Below are 21,902 nucleotides of genomic sequence, written 5' to 3' on the forward strand. Positions count from 1 at the left end.
AGAAACTAAACTATAAAAAAACAACAAAAGAATAGAGAAAAAGTACTGACTATTAATTAAGGAGGTCATATTATTATGAAAAAATTTTTATCAATTTTAGGAGCAGTAGGATTAACAGTATCAGGAGCATCAAGCGTGATTGCTTGTAATACGCATAAAAGTAATACCCCTAATCCCGAACCTTCAAAAGACAAACGTATTATTACAAAACTAAGTTCATGAACAAATTTAAGACCATTATTATTTGATTCAAAAGATTATCAAAGTTTAACCGCTGATAATTTAGTGAACACCATTGCTAACCAATTGCCATTAGATGAAACTAACAAAGTAGTTGTGAAAGATGGTACTTTTACTAATATTAACATTACCGATGGAAAAGTAACCAATGGTACTGTCACAGTATCAGTTTTACGAAATGATAAACCAATTGTAGATTCTACTTCTGGAAAAAGTGAATTTAAAGTTTATTTCCAAACTAACCAAGTTAAAAATGCAAGAGAATTAGCAACTGAAATTAACCAAAAAGCACCCAATTCATTGACAAAATTATCCGAAGTTAAAATTAATTTTAACGGAACCCAATTACCATTAGGAATGATTCTTAACTTAATTCCGAGTTTTGTTAAGTTATCGGATTTGCCAACTAAAATTCCAACTTCGTTTGATGCTACCGATCCTGACCAAAAGAAATGAAATGATTTTGTTGATAAAATTAAAGCATTAGCTGGAGAAATTTGAGAAAAACCTTTTAATGAGAGTTTTGAATTAACAGATGGAATTAACCTTACGGTTGCTGGTAAACTTGGCGAAATTGTAAATGCTATTGCTCCTGATTTAATTCATTTCCACAACTTTTTAGTTGAACAAGATGCAAAAAAACATGATAATTTGGCATTATTATTAGTTCAATACTTATTTGAAACCCCAGGAGACATTAATGGTGATGGTTTTTCGGGCATAAATAAAGATAAAATAGATATTAAATCTAATTTAGATAATTTACTATGTGATCTTTTACAACCTTGACAAAATGCTAATAATGAAAAATATAGTGTCGCAAGTCCCTTACAATTAAAAATTCTAGGTTTCCTAAGCATTAAATGAGATACGGGAGTAGTTAAATTAAAAGATTTAAATGTTGATAATATTTTAAGAACGTTAATTACTGATTTAATGAATCATGATGTTACACAACCTATTAAAGTTACTATCAATGTTCCAATTAAAGGAGAGATTACTTTTGATTTGAACCTTAATAGTATAATTGGTGATAGTATTATGTCTCCAATGTTAAAAAATAGTGGTTATGATAGTTCAATAGTTGATAGTAATAATTTGCAAATGTTAGCTGGAACTCTTAATTTTGAAATTCAAAAAGATGGTAGTGACACATGAACTACTACATCATCAATTGATGATATTTTAAGTAGTGATGTTAAAAATATTAGAATGAAAGTGACGGGAATGCAATTTAAAGTAATTGCCAAAGATGATGCCAATGCTAATTTTACTACCGATTCTAATCTAGATACTGAATTTGATATTGACTTATCATCAGCAAATTTGGTATAAAACCATAAAATTCTTAATTTACCATTAAGAATTTTTTTATATTTATTAAATTTAAGATATAATAAGGAAGTAAGACTTAGAAAAAATATGGAATTAATTTTAAACAACATAGTAAACCTATGACTTTCTGTTAGCAACTATAATTATTAAAACTATAAAAATGAAAAAACATAAAAGAAAGAAGGCCATGTGCATGAAAAAACTTTTATCAATTTTAGGAGCCCTTGGTTTAACAACAACCGGTGTTTCTTCAGTTGTAGGATGCCATCCGCACAAGGTTGCACCGCAACCAGATCCCGCTCCGGCAACAAAGGATGACAAAATTATTAATAAAATAGAATCTTGGTCACAAGCTAGCCCATTATTAGTAAATTCAAAAAACTTTCGTAATTTAACAGCCCAGGATGTTGAAAAAACAATTAGTAATCAATTACCAATTGATCAAACTTACCAAATAAAAATTAAAGATGGTAGTTTTCATGATGTTAAAGTTGATAATAACCAATTAACAGATGGAACAGTTACTATTTCAATTTTACATAATAATAAAATTCTAGTTGATAAACAAAAACAACTATCAGAATTTAATATTAAATTTGCAACCCAGGAAATTAGTGATACCGAAAAATTAGTAAATGATTTAAACCAAAAAACTCCTGGTTCAGTTGAGAATATTTCTGATTTTCAAATTAATTTTGGGGGAACAAGTTTACCATTAAAATTAATTATGAATTTATTGCCTAGTTTAGTTAAATTTAATAATTTACCAACAAAAATTCCAACAACCTTTAATCAGAATGACCCTGTTTAAAAACAATGAACAGCATTTGTCCAACAATTTGCTAATTTACCAATGGTTGGTAATATTTTAAAAATTAACTTTAACCAAACATTTGATAGTTCAGGGGTCAAAATTAACATTAGTGGAAATGTTGGTAATATCATTAATGCGATCGCTCCTGATTTAATTCATTTCCATAATTTTTTAATTCAACAAAAAGCTGATAAACATAGCAATTTATTATTGTTATTAATTCAATATTTATTTGCAACTCCCCAAGATACTAATAATGATGGCTTTGCAAAAGTTGACAGTGGAACTACCAAAATTACTTCAAATCTTGATCATTTAGTATGTGACTTATTACAACCATGAAAAACTGCGCAGGGAGAAAAATTCAGTGTTAATCGCCCAATTGCGATTGATGTCGTTAAATATGTTACAATGCCAGTATACTGAGACAAATGAGAATTGACTGATATTGAATTAGCAAAAGTGGGAATTACTAATGTCTTTAAAAATACTTTAAACCAATTATTTAATCATGATGTTAATAAAGATATCACAGTTGATTTTAGCGTTTCAGTTTTAAAAGAAGATATTCATCTACAACTAAAACCACTAATTGAAAAAGCATTGCCAACATTTTTATTACAACAAGGCTATGATGAAAATGAAGTTAATAATAATAACATTAGTATTTTATCAGGGACCATCAAATTTGAATCATCAACAGATGGAGAAACTTGATTAGCAGCCAATGACTTGGATGATATTTTAAAAGTTAATGTTCAAGAACTGCGGGTAAAACTTGATAATTTACAATTTAAAGTTACTTCGCAAGTGGATCCCACAATTTCATTTCTTACAAAAAAAGATTTAGCAACCGAAATTAATCTTGATCTTACAACAGATCCCTTATTATAAAGAAGAAATTCTTAATTTTATAAATTAAGAATTTTTCTTTCTAATTTAAGAAGTTAATAGGAGGCGTAATGACAAAATTTGATGAATTATTAAGTTCGATTAAAAAAGAATATCATAATTTTTTAAATCATCCTTTTATCATTGGCATTGTTAAGAATGAAGTTACTCGCCGAGGGTTTGATTATTTTATTAACCAAAATTATTATATTCTAGTGGAAGTAATTAGAATTTGGGGTAGTTTACTAGTTAAAGCTAATAATGAAAAGCAAATGGTTTTTTTAATTAGAGGGCTAAATATTATGATTAAATATATAACGCAAATTAACCAAAATTATCAATGTCAGGAATTAAAAAATATTAAACCAAGCCAAATTACAATTGATTTTATTAATTATTTGTGAGAACTATCCTTGGAAGGAACCTACCAAGATTTAATTGTGGCCTTTGGCATTTGTAGTTTTGGTCATTATAATTTTCGACAATTGATTTTAGACACTTATCCTGATTTAAATGAACTGCACCCTTATTATTGATGATTACTATTATACATTAATAATAATCAGGATGTAGAATTACAACAAAAATGAGTAGAATATTTAAATCAAGAATTAACAGACACCACTGCCGAAGAAATGGAAAAATTTAAAGTAATATTTTACAAGGTCCAACAATTTGAAAATAATTTTTTAAATGATTGTTTAAAATTTAATTCTTATAAATAAAGGTAAGATTTCTCTTACTTTTTCTTTATTTTTTAGATTTATTGAGAGATAATAAACATATTGAGAATAAAGTGAGGGGTATAAAATGGCAGTTAAATTGATAGTTTGTGATATTGATGGGACCTTAGTAACTGATAAAACAAAAACAATTCCTCCGGAAAATAAAACCGCCTTATTAGCAGCCCAAGACCAAGGAATTTTGGTAACAATTGCTTCAGGAAGAGTTCCGAGTGGGTTAGCGGAATTTGCCCAGGAATTAGAAATCACAAAAAACTGTAAGTATGTTATTGGCGGTAATGGGGGCGCAGTAATGAATTTACAAACTGGAGAGTATGTTTATGATGAAATGGTCTCTTATGAAGATACATTATGAGCAATGGCAATTGTGAAAGAAATGGGGAACGATTTTTATTTGGCGCCATTAGATGAAAAAATGGCATATGTTTCAAGTGAGCGTGTTATTGCAGAAGATATTTTTTTATTTCGCCATACTAAAAACATTCCAGTAATTTTAGATTGAAACGCGATTCCCCAAATGCGCAAAGTTGTAATTTCATGTAGTGATCAAGCAGGCCAACAATGATTGCGCCGCAAGGTTGCTAAAAACCATAACCTTCGTGTAGAAGTAACTGGATATGGTTATATTGAGATTATGCCCAAGAATGTTAATAAATGAAATGGAATTTTAAAACTAATTGTTGCTTTAAAAACTAATGAAGGTATTAAAATTAATAAAGATGAAATTATGTGTTTTGGGGACCAAATGAATGATTATGAAATGATTAAAAATGCTAAATATGGTATTGCATTAGCAAATGCGACAAGTGAGTTAAAAGCAGTTGCGAAGGATGTTACGAAAAAAGATAATAATCATGCTGGGGTTGCCGATTATTTATATGATCATTTATTAACTAGAAAAGAGGGTTAAAAATGCTGAAAATTAATAAAGATGAAATTAAATTAATAGTTTGTGATATTGATGGAACTTTAATTACAGATAATAAAGAGTTATTACCTGAAGTTAAAGCAACATTACTTGATCTGCAAGCAACAGGAGTGTTTGTTTCAATTGCTTCAGGACGGATGCCCCTTGGTTTTATTGAATATGCTGAGGAGTTAAAAATTAAAGATTATGGCAACTATGTAATTGGTGCCAATGGGGCTGTGGTCATGAATTTGACAACAAGAAAAAATGAATATTCTAACCAAATGAAAGTTCCAGTGGTGCAACAGGTTACCTCAATTTTATTAAATAATAATTGTGCCTTTGCGTTGTCATATGCTCAAGATAAGGTTCTGCATGTTGCTGGTAAACACTTATTAGCTGAAAAATTAACTCCTGGTGCCTTTTTAGATGGAATGGAAATGGTAGCAGAATTTGATTTTAACAATTTACAAGAAACTAATAAAATTGTAGTGAGAGCAAATAGTGTTGCAGAATTTGAACAAGCTTATCAAGAATTACAAACAATAACAGCAATTAATATTGAACGATTATCACCGACAACTTGTGATATTGTGAATGCTGATTGTAATAAGGGAACTGGAATTGCCCACTTAATTAAATTATTAAATGTTCACCATCATTTAGCAATCAAACCACAAAATGTGTTATATTTTGGTGATAATAATAATGATATTGCTGCGTTAAAATATGTTAAATATGGCATTGCAATGAGTCATGCTCCAAGTAGTGTCCTAGCAGTTGCTTATGACACCACAATTAGTAACAATCAAGCCGGAGTTAGCTGGTATTTAAATAAGTTGACACAACAAAATTATTAATTTATAGTATAAGATTTTTAAAAAATATAGTATTATTAATATGATACAAAAGTAATAAAGGAGTCGATTTAAATGAGTGTACCTACCATGGTGCTGTTAGCCCTTGATCGCGAGACAAGCAATACAATTATATATGCCTTTGAAATAGTTGCTTTAATTTTATCAATTATTATGATTATTATTGGCCTATTGCAAAACAAAAAAGCCCAGACTGGTTTAAGTGCTTTAAATGGGGGAAACGATGAACTTTTTGCTAATAGTAAAGAGCGTGGTTTAGATCGCACCTTGTCAATTGCTATGTTGAGTTTTGGAAGTGGACTTCTAATTATTACTTTAATCATTTGTTTATTAACTAATGTTTTACTATAAAAGATAGCATAATTATGGGGAGGTTTATTAATATCTCTTTTTTATTTAGAATTTGAGGAATCGTATGCAAAATAAAATCATTGAAATTTTAAGAGCAAAAAATAAGCCATTAGATACAATCGAATTAACAACTTTGTTAAAAATTGATAATTTAGAAGATAATAAACAAATGTTAAAAATATTAGTGGAGTTAGAAAATCAAAATATTATTGCCGTTAATAGCAATCATAAGTTTTACTATTTAAATCCTAAAATTTATTTGCAAGGCGTGATTAGTATTAATAAAAAAGGATTTGGATTTGTTAAAATCAATAATAGTCAAGAAGAGTATTATGTTCACCAGAAGGATTTAAATAATGCCTTAGATGGTGACCAGGTTATTTTTGTCCTGAAAAGTAAGTCTCCCAATAATGGTAAAAAAGTAGAAGCCCGGATTGTAAAAATTATTAAACGAAATTTAGAATATATTATGGGTGTTGTTAAAAAAAATAAAAATAACAAAAAATATTTAGAAGTTTTAAATAACAAACTTCAACAATACAAAGCCGAAATTTTAAATTTAAAAGCTGCCCTAGAAAATACAGTTGTTAAAGCTGCCATTATTAAAGCTAATAGTAATAGTAATACAATGCAAGTTAAAATCTTGGAAGTAATTGGAAACGTTAACCAACCAGGAGTTGATATTTTAACAGTTCTGCATGAATTTAATATTAAAGTAAAATTTGATAATGAAACTTTACAAGAAGCTAACCAAATTGCTCCTAGTGTTTCTTTGCATGATCCCCTGCTTTTTACGACACGTAAGGATTTACGAGATGAATTATTAGTAACGATTGATGGTAATGATTCAAAAGATTTTGATGATGCTATTTGTGTTACGGAAAATCAGGATGGAACTTACCGTTTATTAGTGGCAATTGCGGATGTGGCGCATTATGTCACCGCAAACTCTTTTTTAGATAAAGAGGCTTTTGCCCGTGAGTGTTCGGTCTATTTAATTGACCGGGTAGTTCCAATGTTACCAGAACGATTAAGTAATGGGATCTGTTCATTAAATCCCCATGAAATTCGGCTAGTAATGTGTTGTGAAATGATTATCGATAAAAAAGGGGAAGTTATCGGTTCGAGTATTTTTGAAGGAGTAATGGAATCAAAAGCGCGGTTAACATATGAAAATGTAAATAAGTTATTTAAGGGTGAACCAACTACAATTGCCCCCGAAATTAGTAACATGTTATACCAAGCCAGAAGATTATATAAAGTTTTGTTAGCCAAAAAAAACCATGATGGGGTAGTTGATTTTGATTTAGATGAACCAAAATTTATTACTAATAAAGAGGGCAAAATTATTGATATTGTTAACCGCCCTCGTGATGAAGCAGAGAAGTTAATTGAACAATTCATGATTAGAGCCAATGAAACAGTGGCGGAAACTGTTTTTTGAATGGACTTGCCTTTTATTTACCGGGTACATGACCAACCAAAAGAAAAGAAATTGCGGGAACTATACACTCAATTATCTCTAATGGGGTTAAATATTAAAGGAAAACTAGAAAATATTCACTCCAAAGATATTCAACAAGTTTTAGATAAATTACGAGACCAAGAAAACTTTAAGGTTATTTCAGCCTTATTTTTAAGAAGTATGGAAAAAGCAAAGTATAGTGCCGTGAATGATGGCCATTTTGGATTAGCCTCAAAATGCTATACTCATTTTACATCACCAATCCGCCGCTACCCTGATTTAATTGTGCACCGTCTATTAAAAGAATATTTAATTAATAATAAAATTAATGCAAAAGTTATTGAAGAAAATCGAGAATTTACATTATTAGCGAGCGAGCAATCTTCTAATTGCGAAGTTAAAGCAATGGAGTGTGAACGTGAAGTGGACCAAATGAAAGAAGCGGAGTATATGGAGGACAAAGTGGGAATGACTTTTCCCGGGATTATTTCGGGGGTTACTGCCTTTGGAATTTTTGTCCAATTAGAAAACACCATTGAAGGTTTGGTTCATATTAGTGATTTACGCGACGATTTTTATATTTTTGATGAAAAAACATTAACGTTAATTGGTGAACGCAAAAAACAACGTTTAACATTAGGAAAAAGAGTTAAAATTAAAGTAAAGAAAGCAAGTAAACAACTTCGCCAAATTGATTTTACTTTAATAAATTAAAGGAGGAGTTCGGATGAAAGTTATTAGTGTAAATAAAAAAGCCCAGTTTAATTATGAAATTTTAGATACCTATGAAGCTGGTCTTAGTTTAACTGGTAGTGAAATTAAATCAATTCGCAATAATGATGTTTCAATTAATGAGGCCTTTGTTGTAATTCGTAAAAACGAAGCTTTTGTTATTAATATGCACATTGCCAACTATAAATTTACCGCATCTTATAAACCTGATCCGGACCGCACGCGTAAATTATTACTGCATAAACGAGAAATTAAAAAAATCTTGCAACGAATTAAGTTAGAAAAATTAACAGTGGTTGCTTTACGCGTTTATTTAAAAGGAAACTATGCCAAATTAGAAATTGGCTTAGGAAAAGGGAAAAAACTCCATGATAAAAGAGAAGCAATTAAGAAAAGAGATAGTGAGCGTTTAAGAAATCGTTAATTTGCAAAATTTTTAAGATATTTTTAAAAAATTATTAAAATAATCTAGCAATTTATTATTAATTTGATATATTTAAAGCATAAAAATAAATTAGCAACCTGTATATGTTAGTAATATGGTCTAACGTCTCTACACCTACCCATTGTAATTAGGTACTATAGGTTAATGTTTTTCCTTTTAAGCATTAACTTTTTAAATTTCACAGGTTAATGTTTTTTTATTTTTATTAGAAGGAGAAACCGAAGTTAATGTTTATCACACGAAAGATTAGTCATTTTTTTCAATTTGATACTTTTCAAACAACATTTCGCAAAGAAATTATTGGTGGAGTTTCAACATTTTTAGCAATGTTATATATTTTATCTGTCCAACCGCAAATGTTGTCTTCTGCCCCGGATGTTAATCATCTTAATGATGCTAGTTATAACATGTCATTCGGGGGAATTTTTATTTCAACCGCAATTGCTGCTTTTGTGGCAACCTTTATTATGGGATTATCAGCAAATACCCCAGTGGGATTAGCGCCCGGAATGGGATTAAATGCTATTTTTACTTTTAATGTCGCTAAAAATGGTATTGGTTATCAAGGAGCTTTGATTGCTGTTATGATTTCATCATTGATTTTTTGTGTTATCTCTTCAACTAAACTACGAACTTTAATTATTGGGGCAATTCCACATTCAATTAAGTTGGCGATTGGTTCTGGAATTGGCTTTTTTATTGCTTACCTAGGTTTGCATAATATTGGTTTAGTTGGTGATAATGCTGTTAGTAAGGGTGGTGTTATTTATAACGGGGGCATCCCAGTTGCTGAATTAGGAAATCTAAAAACAAATTGACCCGTTATTTTAATGGGATTAGGTGTTTTAATTTTAATCTTTATTTTACATTTTAAAAAAATTCCGGGAGCGATTGCGATTGCCATTATTGTTGGGTTAGGTGTTTCCCTAATAGTGGGAAATGTTGTTAATAATGATTTTATTAAAGCAAACTTTTCGCACTGAACATGGTGAAGTTACCATGATTTTGATGGCTTTAGTAATAATATTAAATCGACTTTTACTGCTTTTGGTAATAGTAAAATTTGAACTTCCCCTGTATTATATGTTTCAATTTTTGTCTTTCTATTTGTTGAGTTTTTTGATTCAACCGGAACATTATATTCTGTCACAAAGCAAATTTCTGATCAAAGTGGTATCAAGTATGAATTACGACCCCGCTCATTAATTGCTGATTCTGTAGGGGCGATTGTGGGAGGAGTCTTAGGAACTTCTCCTGTTACAACTTATGTGGAATCCACAACCGGAGTTTCCCAAGGAGCGCGGACAGGATTTTCATCATTAGTAATTGGAACATTATTTTTAATTTCAATTGTATTGTTTCCAATTTTCCGGCTAATTACACCGGCCATTGCGGGAGCAGCCACAATTTTTGTGGGAACTCTGATGATTGTTCAAATTAAAGATATTGAATGATTACAACCAGAGTTAGGAATTGGGGCATTCTTTACAATTATTATGATGATTGTAACGTTCTCAATTACTAACGGAATTGCCGTTGGGTTTATTAGTTATACAATTGTTGGTTTAATTAACAAAAAATACCGGGATATTCATATTGTTACCTATATTCTTGACATTCTCTTTATTGGCTATTTTATTGCTTATGCATTTGTCCAGTAACATTTTACAAGAAACCACTTTATGAGGTTTCTTTTTTTAAAAGTATTTCATTTTTTAGAAAAAAATTTTAGAATATTTCTTTTTTTATGTTAAAATATTAGCAAAGATTAGAAACTAGTGGGATAAATAATTATGAGCGGAAGATGTGTAAAGATTTATTGCAAAATTTTAATAGTATTTTTCATCTTATTTATGATTTATCATTTTAATTTTTTAAATCTGAACAATACTATTTTAGGAATTGATTTTATTTTAATTAGCTTATTGGTGAATATTTTTTATCTTCTTTTAATTGTTTTTGTTTTTATTTATATTTTCCAATCATTGATCAGTAATATTAAAGTACGTTATAAATGATTTGTAAAAAATCCTAGTTTTAATAAAAACCAGTATTGAGGAATTTTATTTTTATGATGTTGTAATCTTGTGATTTATCCATGTGTGCTAGTTTTAAATGCAAATGCTCACAGTATGGCTTTAATAAATCAGTTTTATTTGTTAGATTTTCACTGAATATTTTTTGGAAAATTATATTTTTCTTATATTATTTTCTGTGCAGCCCTAATTTTTTATATAACTTTAATATGAATTTTCTATTCTTATTTAAAAAATTTACATCGTTTTGTTAAAGCAAGTAACAAAGTAGCTATCCACCATTTGCACAAAAAAATATGCAAAATAATTGCTTTGATTATCCGCATTAAACTTATTATTTTACATATTTTAGCAATCCTAGTGGCGCGCATTTCAAAATTTCGCCAATTAGCATTAATTTATCAAATTCGAAAAACAAAACTATTGAACCAATTTAAAAAAGAACATTTCCCGCCCTTAGTCCTTCAGAATTAGAGCCTATGAAAAAACTTAACCTTTCAATTAAGAAAACAATTTATAATACCCAAATTAATAATTTTATAATAATATTTTAATAAACAATATCTATTTTTTCCTTAATTACTTAATATCCTTAATTTATTCTTAATTAACTATGTTGTTACCGATATGATTTATCTATGATAGTATAATGGCCCATCTAAAAATCTGTTTAATTAAACAGATTTTTATTTTGCTAAATATTAAGTAATATTATTCTATTTTTTATGAAAAATTTTTATTATTTATCTGAAAATGATATATAATGAATTTGATTATTGCTGTGTTTATCTAATACTTTATAACATTAAAGGCCGTTTAATAAAATATTGTATTTTATTTTTAATTATTAAAAGTTTTGAACGCAATGATTTATTTTATTTGTAATAAATGAGAGGAAAAACAAAAATGGAACATAAAAAATTAATTTTAGGTTTAGATTTAGGAATTTCATCATGTGGTTGAGCAATTACAGCTCAAACACAAGAAGGCAAATGAATTTTAGAGGACTTTGGAGTAAGGCTATTTCAGGTTCCTGAAAATTCAAAAGATGGTACTACAAATGCTGAAGCGAGAAGATTGAAACGTAGTGCTAGAAGATTAATTAGACGAAGAAAAAATCGTAAGGAAGATTTAATAAAATTATTTGAACGCATTAATTTTCTTAATAAAGAAGATTTAAAAAACTATATTAATAGCCATAGTGCAACTAACTTAGTTGATGATTTTAATCGTAATGAGTTATATAATCCTTACTATTTGCGATACATTGGTTTGAATAATCAACTAACAAAAGAAGAATTAGTTTGATCTTTGATTCATATTGCAAATAGAAGAGGGTATAGTAATAAATTTTCTTTTGGTGATAAATTACCCAAAGGATTAGAGGAAGCAATTAAAAGTGCTACTCTTAATGAAAAATATCGTACATTATCAGAAGAAATTATTAAAAATGAAAAATATCGTGATCCTAATAATTCAAAAGCAATTCTTGTTAGAAATAAGGGTGGCAAGGAAGGAAAAGAAAATTTTCAATATCTTTTTTCACGAACTGATTATATAAATGAAGTTCAAAAGTTATTAGAAAATCAATCTAAATATTATCCTATTTTAACAGAAGCCAATATTAAAAATATTATTGATATAATTTTTCGCCAACGAGATTTTGAAGATGGTCCAGGACCTAAAAATGAAAAATTAAGAAAGTTGTATAAAGAAAAAAATAAACAGTTTTCTAAAAATTTTACGCAATTAGAAGGGCGATGTTCATTTTATCGTAATGAAAAAGTTGGTTTTAAATCATCAATTTTATTTGATATTTTTCATGTGGTATCTGAAATTTCAAAGATTAGTAAATATATTGAAGGGGATCATGTCTTAGCTAAAAAAATTATTGATAATTTTTTATATAATGACCAAAATAAAAAAGGTAAAACGCTTTTAAAAGAAATTCTAAAACAACATATTGATGAAAATATTTTTGATAGTCCTGCTTATAAAAATATAGAATTTAAAACTAATTATTTAAATCTTTTAAAAGAAGTTTTTGGTTATTATGTGTTAAAGGATGTTGATATTAATAATTTAAATAAGAACATCTATTATGAATTAGGAGAAATTATTCACACTAATATAACACCAAAAAGAAAAGAAGAAAAAATTGTAGAATGGTTATCTAAAAATAATCTTGTTTTATCGGAAGAAAAACTTCATATTTTATTAAAACCTAATTCGAGTTTATCAACAACAGCAAAAACTTCTTTTAAATGAATGCAAGAAGCAGTAGATAAATTTTTATCAGGGGTTCCTTATGGAAAATTTCAAGCTGATTTTAATAAAAATAATGAATTTAAATTGACAGATGCATTCGAAAAGCGCTATAAAAAATATCTTACTGGAGAAAAAGAGTTTGAAATGTTTGCAGCTATTATTGATCCAGACCTATGAAGAAATCCAATTGTTTTTCGCGCTATTAATCAAACTCGAAAAGTGATTAAAGCCTTATTTGAAAAATATGGTTATATTAATCAAATTAATATAGAATTAACCAGAGAAATGGGAATGGCTTTTAAAGACCGAAAAAAATTATTGGATGAACAATTTAGAAATTATAAAGAAAGAGAAGATGCGAGAAAAGCGTTATTAGCTAATGGAGTTTTAGTAAATGATACAAATATTTTAAAATATCGTCTTTGAGAACAACAACTTCATAAGTCAATGTATTCAGGAGAGAATATCAATTTATCAGATTTAGGTAATGATAAAATCTTACAAATTGATCATATTATTCCGTATTCAAAATTACCAGATGATTCATTAAATAACAAAGTTTTAGTATTTGCTAAAGAAAACCAAGATAAAGGAAATCGAATAGCTAATGATTATGTAAAAACTTTGGGTTCTGAGATTTATAAAAATTATCGTAATAGAATAAATTACCTCTCATCTCAAAACAAGATTAGTTCTAAAAAAGCAGATTATTTATTATGTGAAACAGAAAACGAAGAATATTTAAATGACTTTTTATCAAGAAATTTAAATGATACTCGATATATTACAAGATATGTAATGAACTGATTAAAGTCAGAGTTTGAAATTCAAAAAAGATTAGGATTAGCAATTCCAAATGTTTTAGCTATGAATGGTGCAGTAACATCAAGATTTCGAAGAATTTGGTTGCGTAATTCTCCATGAGGATTAGATCAAAAAGTGAGAGAAATTACACCGTGACATCACGCCGTTGATGCAATTATTATTTCTAATTTTAATAATTTTTCAGAAGTTCAATTTGCAAATGATATAGTTACACTAATGAATTATCGCAAAAAGTTAAATGACAAAGAATGAGATGAACTATTACAAGAATTATTAAGAAAATGACAAAATAATTCAAAAATATTTATTCCAAATGTTGAAAAGAGACTATTAGAAATTAAAAATAATAACCCTAAACAAATTCATTATTCATTAATAGATAATTTGCAAGATATTATAGATCAAAGAATGCCCTTAGTTTTAAAAACAGAAAAAATCAAAAAAGAAATTAAAGATAAAAATAATAAAGAATATATTTTTGATAATTTTCCAATTCCAAAATTTGTAAAAGTGAAGGACCCAGATGAATATATTATTGAAAATAAACATTTGGAAGGTAATATTCGATATCCTTTTGTATCATACAAAATTGAAAAGAAAATGAATGGAAAAATTACTGATGAAAACCCCATTAAAAATAAAAATACCAAAAAAATAAATGATGTATATATAGATAATAAATTTAATGATAAAAAGTACTTATTAGACTCTAAAGGAAATATTTGAAATAATTCTTCGTATGTATTTTTATGTATATGAAAAGATGAAAAATGTCGTAAGGGATATAACTATCAATTTATTAAATACTATGAATATTTAAATTCTACAAATAAATATGAAAATAAAATTAAATTAAGAAAGTGAAGTCTAGTTAGGTTTCTGCTTAACGGCAAATTTTGCTATGAATATTACCAAGCGAAAAAGACAGATGATAAAATTTATCGAAATATGCTAAATACTGTTTATAAAAGTACTAAAGATGATAAAGAAAGTAAAAACATTTTTGGCGTTCAAAATTATTATGGTTCAATTTCAAAATGATTCAATAATTTAGAACTAGTTCAAGTTGACATTTTAGGTAACACAAAAATTGTTAAAGTTTCTTAAAATACTTTTAAAAATTTAAAATTGTGGTATTATTTTATTGAGTTATGAAAATAATTCATATTCTACAAAAAAATGACAGCGGCTAAGATAAACGCTTAGTCGTGTAGGAGGGTCATCCTTACAAAGACCATTTAAATCACCTTTCTAGGTGATTTTATTTATATATGGATTAAAAAATAATGTCTTGAAGAACATTAATAATTAATAAATCAAAAAAGATTAATGTTAAAAACAATAATATTTGTGTAACAGATGAAGAAGGAAAAGAAGTAATGTTTGCTTTTTCAGAAATTAATTCAATTATTTTTGAAAATAATTATACTTTGGTTTCCTGTAATCTTTTAGCTAAAATATGTCAGTATAATATATTTGCAATATTTTGTGATGAAATTTATGAACCACGAGGTTTATTACTTTCACTATCTAATCATTTTCAACCATATGTTGTATTTAATATGGAATCTAGTATGGATCAAAGTTTTAAAGATAAAATATGAAAATTAATTATAAAAAAGAAGATTTGAAATTCTTCAATAGTAATTGAAAACTCAACTGATTTTTTTGAAATTAGTGAGAATTTAAAAAATGGTCAGAAGAAGTAGTAGATGGGGACAGTACTAATCGTGAGGGTTTAGCAGCTAAGATGTTTTTCCGCACTTTATATGGTAGTGCTTTTATTAGACTATCAGATGATTTAATAAATTCTGCGCTTAATTATGGTTATAAAATTATTGTTTCATGTATCTCAAGAACTTTGGTTAGATATGGATTAATATTGCATATTGGTGTCCACCATATTGGAAAAACTAATCCTTATAATTTATCTTATGATTTTATTGAACCCTTCCGACCATTAGTAGATTTTTGGGTTACAAGAAATTTATATAAATTAGATGGTAAATTAACCTATAATCAAAGAATTTCATTAGTTAAATTATTGGATGAAAGAGTTGAAATTGATAATAAAATAATGAGTGTTAATAATGCAATTAATTATATGATCAAAAGTTTTATTACTTGTTTAAAAGAATCAAATCCAGAGTTACTTAAATTGCCAACATTATTATTAAATGATTATGAAGAAGATGAAGAGGAATATGAAGTTGATGAAGAGGGAGAGTAGATATCGACAAATGCGAATGTTTGTATTTTATGATTTGCCTAATACGACAAAAATGGATACTAAAAATTATACTAAATTTCATAAATTTTTAATTAAAAATGTTTATTATATGATTCAGTATTCTATTTATTGTAAGTTATGCATAAATTATGATGAAGTTAATAAAAATAATAATAGGATTGATTTACATAAACCACCAAAAGGTAATGTAAGAATTTTAATAGTTACGGAAAAACAATATGAATCAATTAAAATTCTAGTTGGAAATAAAAGTAATCAGGAAAAATATATGACAACAAGGACAGTAGTTGAATTATAAGTATGGAATATAATACAATAACTTTTAAAAATAGTAATAAAGAGTTAGAAACAATCAAGTTATATCAAAACAAACTAGTAATTTTTGGTAATAATAATAGTGGAAAAACGAAATTGTTAAATACTTTAAGTAATGGTTTTTTGGGAAAAGATAGTTCATTTCGTTTTAATGATAATTCAATTGGTTATGGAGATTATCAAATTATTTATTTAAAAGAAAAAACAGATTTAGTGGAAGAAATTAAGTTAACAAAGACTTCAATATTTCGTAATAAACTAATTAAATCAATGAATGAATTAATTCTTAGTAATAATAAATATGAAGAATTAACAACTTTATTAACTAATCTAAACAATGTTTTTAATGAAATGCTGTTGGAAACAGATATTTTATCTAATCAAGTATCTATAAAATCACAGTTATTTTTAAAATCAAATTTTTCGAATCTTTCTTTAGAAGGAATTATTGATAAATTATTGAAATTTGACATTTATGATTTTGAAAATACAGTTATTGACCCTACCAAGTATAGTTCATATCAGTTAAGAATTCTTCTTTTAAATATTTTAATAAAATATACTGATATGAATGATAAATTACGGCCATTAGTTTTTATAATTGATCAACCGGAAATGTATAGTTCAACAAAATCATTATGGGATTTTCTTAATAATTTAAAATTATTATTGAATGATAAAAGTATTATTATATTGGCTACAAATGCACCGATAGTTTATAATTTTATTGTTGATGATATTTCACAAGTTTATTTTTTAAGAAACAATAAACTAATTTCAGTTGATAATATTGACAAAATAATTATGCAAACAATTGCAATTTATGCCTTTTTAGATTCCGACAGTAATGATTATGAAGTTTTCATTAAAGAATTGAGTTATGTAATTTTAGAAGAAGATATTATTTATGAAAAAAATAAATATTTAAAAAGCACAATTCTTTTATTATTACATGTTGTGGAATGAGAAAAATTAAATATGAAAATTTCAAGAAATAACACTATTTGAATAGATAATAATAATAATAATAATATTTATTTAGAACAAACCATTGATGACTTTATTTTTTCTTATTTATTTTTAAAAAGCTTAAGAATTAATATTATTGTTGATGATAGAACAAAATCTTTTTTTGATAAATGTTATTGGTTATTTAATTAATATTTAATACAAATTTGGTATAATAAATTTGAGGTTTTAGTCCGCTGTCATTTTTTTGTAGAATATATATAATTAAATTTATACTAACTTTTTTATAAAAAACACTAGATTTTTTATTAAAATAATACTTTGATAATTAATTCTGCCAATTGCATTAACAACTATTTAAAAAGGCATTATTTTATAGTATAATTATATAAATAATAAAGTAGGGTTAGTTTATTTAATTTAAGAGGGTTAATGATGAAGTGAGAACCAGAACAAACTATTAGTATCTTAAAAGAGTATGTATATAGTAAAAATAAATTAGATGAATATCGTAATCGTGTGGCATTGTCAAATATTGAATTGCCTCCTTTTTATGTTAAAGATGATGAAGAACAATCAGTTTCAGCAATTGCTGTTCGCATTGTTAATAGAAAGCAAATTATTAAATCATATGATAAAAAAACTGCGGACTGGTTATTGGCTACTTTAAATGATACTATTATGGCTGCCCTGCAAAAATCAGATAAAATTTTTGGAATTCATAAACATGATGATTTATATTTAGCAGTTTATGAAGATGATGGTTCTTTGGATTATTTGATTGATATTGTTAATTATATCAATACCACAGTGCGGATTATGAATTTTAATTTATATGAAGATTTTACCTCAGTAAAAGAAGTTAAAATTGGAGTCGGGATTGCAAATGATCCGAAGAAAAGCCGAATTGAAGAAGTTGATGAGGATGAGTATTTTACTGTCCCCATTGAAGAAGTAACTAGAGATTGTGTGGCAACTGCGGAGTATTATGCCGCCGAAACAGTAATGTTTAATAATTTACCAGTTTGTACTGATGCTTGAGTATATTATAATCTGAGTGAAGAAAGTCAAGAATTAATCCGCAAAAATATGCGTCAATATTTTAATTCGCGAATGGTTCATCAAAGGTTATTTACTAATTTAATTGATAATGATATTAAAAAACAAATTGATCAAGGAAATTTAAAAATTGATGATGAATAGATTACTAAGTTCTAAGATTAGTAATTTTTTTATTTTAAGGTTTTATTAGAGTATAATTTAATATATATAGAAAGAGGGAACTTGATGAAAGGTTTAGTTTTTAAAGATAAGGGTTTAATTGACTGAAGTGAGGTACCCACGCCAAAAATTATTAATGATGAAGATATTATTGTAAAAATTGAGGAGTTTACTTTTTCACACGCTGATTACCGTCCTTATTTAGGAATGGATGACACGGTTGCTAAAAATACAATTATGGGCCATGAAGGAGTTGGCATTGTTAGTGCAATTGGGAAAAAAGTAACAACTTTAAAAGTTGGTGACCGGGTTGTTATTAGTTGTATTACCCATTGTAACCAATGCAAGTTTTGCCAACAAGGTTTATATGCTAATTGTCTAAACGCTGGTTTTATTTTGGGAACTAAGATTAACGGAACCCATGCTGAATATGTTAGAGTTCCCTATGGCGAATCTAGTGTTTATAAATTACCATCTGAAATTAGTACTGAACAAGGATTGATGCTATCAGATGTTTTATTAACAGCTTATGAAAATGTTATTTTAAAAGTTGATTTTAATAAAATTAATAATGTCGCATTAATTGGGGATGGTCCAATTGCCTTAGCAATCTTATTATTTTTAAATTCTTATCGTAAAAAAGTAACGGTTTTTGGTCATCACCGTGCTAAGTTAGAAGTTTTTAAAGATAATGGTGCTGAACAAATCATTAATAGTAAAGATAATGAGTTTGGAGACGAACAATATGATTTAGTAGTTGAATGTGTTGGAAATGATCGTGATACATTTAGTTTAGCTCAGCAATTAGTTGGCTTTAATGGTACTATTATTTCAATTGGGGTCTTTAAAAAACCAGTTATTTTTAATCTTAATGAACTATGATATAAAAATATTACCATCAAAACTGGAATTTTAAATAATGGCGCGACGTTGGAAGTAATTAATGAAATTTTAGCAAAAAAACTAGATCCAAATGTTTTAGTTTCCCAGGTGTATAATAAAAATGAAGTAATGGAAGCTTTCAACCAATTTGAAAACAAAGACTATTTTAAAATAGTTGTCAAATTATAATTGTAGAATAGAAGGAGTAATAATTAAGATGGGTTTTTTTCAAAAAATAAAAGCAAAGCGGGAAGAAAAAAAACAAATTAAGTTAGAAAAAGCTTTAAAAAAAACGCGCCTTTCATTTTCAACAGACATTAAAAAACTAGCTAGTAAATATAAAGAATATGATGATGATTATTTAGAAGAATTAGAGAATATTTTAATTGCTAGTGACATGGGAATGAACATGGTTTTACTAATTACAGATGAAATTCGTAAAAAAGTTAAAAAAGGATGATCAATTGAAGAAACCAATGATTATTTAGTAGAAGTAATTATGGATTTATACAACGACCCAAAGTCGCGCCAAAACAAACTAAATATTGAAGAGGGAAGATTAAATGTAATTTTAATGGTTGGTGTTAATGGCAGTGGTAAAACAACTACAATCGCCAAATTAACTAAAAATTTTTTGGACCAAGGCAAAAAAGTTTTATTAGTTGCGGGTGATACCTTCCGGGCAGGGGCTGTTGAACAGTTAAACCAATGAGCAGTTCGCTTACATACTGAAATTGTGAAACCAGCCAAAGAATGGCAAGATCCAGCTAGTGTTATTTATGATGGAATTGCCAAAGCCAAAGCAGGGAAGTATGACTTTTTAATAATTGATACCGCCGGAAGACTCCAAAATAAAGTTAACTTAATGAATGAATTAAATAAAATTAACCGAATTATTAAAAGAGAAATCCCAAGTGCCCCCCACGAAACCTTATTAGTTATTGATGGTGTAACTGGCCAAAATGGAATTTCCCAAGCCAAAAACTTTTCTGAGGTAACAGATGTTAGCGGGATTGTATTAACAAAAATGGATGGTACCGCTAAAGGAGGAGTAGTCTTAGCAATTAAGGACCAACTAAATATTCCTGTAAAATTAATTGGCCTTGGTGAGCAACCAGATGATTTACAAGAGTTTGATATTGAACAATACATTTATAATTTAACAAAAGATTTATTTGAAAGTGAAACCACTCCCGAAGAATAATGAAAGACCTTGAACGAACAAATTATCTAATTGATTTATATGATATATATAGTTCATTATTAACTCCAAAGCAAATTACCTACTTTAAATTATATTTCTTTGAAGATTATTCATTAAGTGAAATTGCCGAAATGCAAGTTGTCTCACGGAATGCTGTTTATGATTCGCTGCTAAAGATTAGCAAGGCATTAACAAAATTTGAAAATAGTTTAAAAATATGTTATAAACAGACACAACGCGAAAATTTATACCAAAAATATTATGATACGAAAGAATGCCGGGAACTAATTGACAAATTAAAAAAAATTGAAGAAGATTAGGAGAATAAGGATGAAAATTTTAATGATTGGTGATATTTATGCAAAGGCAGGAAGAAAAGCACTTGAAGAGTATTTGCCTTTCATTATGAAAAAATATCAAATTCAATTTGTGGTTGCAAATGGTGAAAATACTAGTCATGGTAAATCAATTTTACGAAAGCACTATGAAGAATTGAAAGCCCTGCAGGTTGATGTTATTACTTCCGGAAACCATATTTTTAAAAATCCCGAAGTTCCAAAATATATTGAAGAGGTTGATGATTTATTAAAACCACTAAATATGAATCCGTATACTCCTGGCCCAGGAACTGTGGTGAAAAAAGTTGGCAATAAAACCGTTCGTGTCACTAATTTGATTGGTCGTAGTTTTATGGATCCTGCGGATAACCCGTATTATGCATTAGAGAAAATTGTGGCTGAGGATAATAGTGATTTGCATTTAGTTGATTTCCACGCGGAAGCAAGCGCTGAAAAATTAGCTTTAGCTTGAAATTTTGATGGCAAAATTACTTGTTTGGTAGGAACCCATACGCATGTGCAAACAACAGATAATCGTATTTTACCAAGCGGAACTGCATATATTACTGATTTAGGAATGTGTGGTAGTTATAACTCAATTATTGGGGCTAATCCCGAAGAAGTTATTTTAAAAGAAAAAACTGGTTTACCAAGTCGCTTTCAACCCGCAGAAGATTTAGATAATCTAATTTTTTCAGGAATTATTTTGGAAACTAATGATATTGATAATTCTGTGGTTAAAATTGACCGAATTTTAATTACCCCTGATAATCAAGATGAATATAGATAGGA

21 protein-coding genes and 1 riboswitch are annotated in these 21,902 nt (G+C 27.7%); all 21 genes read left to right on the forward strand.

The window, feature by feature from the left end:
- The first annotated feature begins 75 nt into the window (after window positions 1-75).
- The 21 genes from SERIO_RS06720 (at window position 76) to SERIO_RS00685 (ending at window position 21,900) form a co-directional block, all read left to right on the forward strand.
- The gene (locus SERIO_RS06720) at window positions 76-1,575 is read left to right on the forward strand and encodes a lipoprotein (protein ID WP_047790996.1); all 1,500 of its coding nucleotides are present in this window, start codon (window positions 76-78) and stop codon (window positions 1,573-1,575) included.
- A 193-nt stretch (window positions 1,576-1,768) separates the two neighbouring features.
- Complete coding sequence (locus tag SERIO_RS00590; RefSeq protein WP_047790997.1) at window positions 1,769-2,386, forward strand: lipoprotein; 618 nt, start codon at window positions 1,769-1,771, stop codon at window positions 2,384-2,386.
- Window positions 2,387-2,428: 42 nt separating this feature from the next.
- Window positions 2,429-3,283: a hypothetical protein gene (locus SERIO_RS00595; RefSeq protein ID WP_047790998.1), complete on the forward strand. Its 855-nt coding sequence runs from the start codon at window positions 2,429-2,431 to the stop codon at window positions 3,281-3,283.
- A 68-nt stretch (window positions 3,284-3,351) separates the two neighbouring features.
- On the forward strand, window positions 3,352-4,005 hold the full coding sequence (locus SERIO_RS00600) for a thiaminase II/PqqC family protein (protein ID WP_047790999.1): 654 nt from the start codon (window positions 3,352-3,354) through the stop codon (window positions 4,003-4,005).
- An 85-nt stretch (window positions 4,006-4,090) separates the two neighbouring features.
- Window positions 4,091-4,933, forward strand: coding sequence for a Cof-type HAD-IIB family hydrolase (locus SERIO_RS00605; protein WP_047791000.1), 843 nt, complete (start codon window positions 4,091-4,093; stop codon window positions 4,931-4,933).
- Between the two features lie 2 nt (window positions 4,934-4,935).
- Window positions 4,936-5,790, forward strand: coding sequence for a Cof-type HAD-IIB family hydrolase (locus tag SERIO_RS00610; RefSeq protein ID WP_047791001.1), 855 nt, complete (start codon window positions 4,936-4,938; stop codon window positions 5,788-5,790).
- Between the two features lie 72 nt (window positions 5,791-5,862).
- Window positions 5,863-6,159 carry a preprotein translocase subunit SecG gene (gene secG / locus SERIO_RS00615; protein ID WP_047791002.1) on the forward strand — a complete coding sequence of 99 codons (297 nt, stop codon included), beginning with the start codon at window positions 5,863-5,865 and terminating at the stop codon, window positions 6,157-6,159.
- Between the two features lie 64 nt (window positions 6,160-6,223).
- A complete protein-coding gene (gene rnr / locus SERIO_RS00620; protein WP_047791003.1) occupies window positions 6,224-8,338 on the forward strand; it encodes a ribonuclease R in 2,115 nt (704 codons plus the stop codon).
- Window positions 8,339-8,351: 13 nt separating this feature from the next.
- On the forward strand, window positions 8,352-8,780 hold the full coding sequence (smpB, locus tag SERIO_RS00625; RefSeq protein ID WP_047791004.1) for an SsrA-binding protein SmpB: 429 nt from the start codon (window positions 8,352-8,354) through the stop codon (window positions 8,778-8,780).
- A 78-nt stretch (window positions 8,781-8,858) separates the two neighbouring features.
- A riboswitch (purine riboswitch) is annotated at window positions 8,859-8,958 on the forward strand.
- A 70-nt stretch (window positions 8,959-9,028) separates the two neighbouring features.
- Window positions 9,029-10,462 carry an NCS2 family permease gene (locus SERIO_RS00630; protein WP_047791005.1) on the forward strand — a complete coding sequence of 478 codons (1,434 nt, stop codon included), beginning with the start codon at window positions 9,029-9,031 and terminating at the stop codon, window positions 10,460-10,462.
- A gap of 132 nt (window positions 10,463-10,594) precedes the next feature.
- A complete protein-coding gene (locus SERIO_RS06545) occupies window positions 10,595-11,311 on the forward strand; it encodes a hypothetical protein (RefSeq protein WP_047791006.1) in 717 nt (238 codons plus the stop codon).
- Window positions 11,312-11,743: 432 nt separating this feature from the next.
- Window positions 11,744-15,037 (forward strand): type II CRISPR RNA-guided endonuclease Cas9, encoded by a 3,294-nt coding sequence (cas9, locus tag SERIO_RS00640; protein ID WP_047791007.1) that lies wholly within the window; start codon window positions 11,744-11,746, stop codon window positions 15,035-15,037.
- Window positions 15,038-15,216: 179 nt separating this feature from the next.
- On the forward strand, window positions 15,217-15,639 hold the full coding sequence (locus SERIO_RS00645) for a CRISPR-associated endonuclease Cas1 (RefSeq protein WP_047791008.1): 423 nt from the start codon (window positions 15,217-15,219) through the stop codon (window positions 15,637-15,639).
- Between the two features lie 29 nt (window positions 15,640-15,668).
- On the forward strand, window positions 15,669-16,160 hold the full coding sequence (gene cas1, locus SERIO_RS00650; protein ID WP_236682179.1) for a type II CRISPR-associated endonuclease Cas1: 492 nt from the start codon (window positions 15,669-15,671) through the stop codon (window positions 16,158-16,160).
- Complete coding sequence (gene cas2 / locus SERIO_RS00655; RefSeq protein ID WP_236682158.1) at window positions 16,144-16,479, forward strand: CRISPR-associated endonuclease Cas2; 336 nt, start codon at window positions 16,144-16,146, stop codon at window positions 16,477-16,479. Before cas1 ends, cas2 begins: the two co-directional genes overlap by 17 nt.
- A 2-nt stretch (window positions 16,480-16,481) precedes the next feature.
- Window positions 16,482-17,657, forward strand: coding sequence for a hypothetical protein (locus SERIO_RS00660; protein WP_047791010.1), 1,176 nt, complete (start codon window positions 16,482-16,484; stop codon window positions 17,655-17,657).
- Window positions 17,658-17,897: 240 nt separating this feature from the next.
- The gene (locus tag SERIO_RS00665) at window positions 17,898-18,668 is read left to right on the forward strand and encodes a hypothetical protein (protein WP_236682159.1); all 771 of its coding nucleotides are present in this window, start codon (window positions 17,898-17,900) and stop codon (window positions 18,666-18,668) included.
- An 84-nt stretch (window positions 18,669-18,752) separates the two neighbouring features.
- The gene (locus tag SERIO_RS00670) at window positions 18,753-19,757 is read left to right on the forward strand and encodes an alcohol dehydrogenase catalytic domain-containing protein (protein WP_047791012.1); all 1,005 of its coding nucleotides are present in this window, start codon (window positions 18,753-18,755) and stop codon (window positions 19,755-19,757) included.
- 28 nt (window positions 19,758-19,785) lie between these two features.
- Window positions 19,786-20,772, forward strand: a complete 987-nt coding sequence (gene ftsY / locus SERIO_RS00675) for a signal recognition particle-docking protein FtsY (protein ID WP_047791013.1) — start codon at window positions 19,786-19,788, stop codon at window positions 20,770-20,772.
- A complete protein-coding gene (ylxM, locus tag SERIO_RS00680) occupies window positions 20,772-21,092 on the forward strand; it encodes a YlxM family DNA-binding protein (RefSeq protein ID WP_047791014.1) in 321 nt (106 codons plus the stop codon). Before ftsY ends, ylxM begins: the two co-directional genes overlap by 1 nt.
- A gap of 10 nt (window positions 21,093-21,102) precedes the next feature.
- Window positions 21,103-21,900, forward strand: a complete 798-nt coding sequence (locus tag SERIO_RS00685; protein WP_047791015.1) for a TIGR00282 family metallophosphoesterase — start codon at window positions 21,103-21,105, stop codon at window positions 21,898-21,900.
- Window positions 21,901-21,902: the final 2 nt, after the last annotated feature.

Origin of the sequence: Spiroplasma eriocheiris (assembly GCF_001029265.1) — a bacterium.
Taxonomy (GTDB): Bacteria; Bacillota_I; Bacilli_A; order Mycoplasmatales; family Mycoplasmataceae; genus Spiroplasma; species Spiroplasma eriocheiris.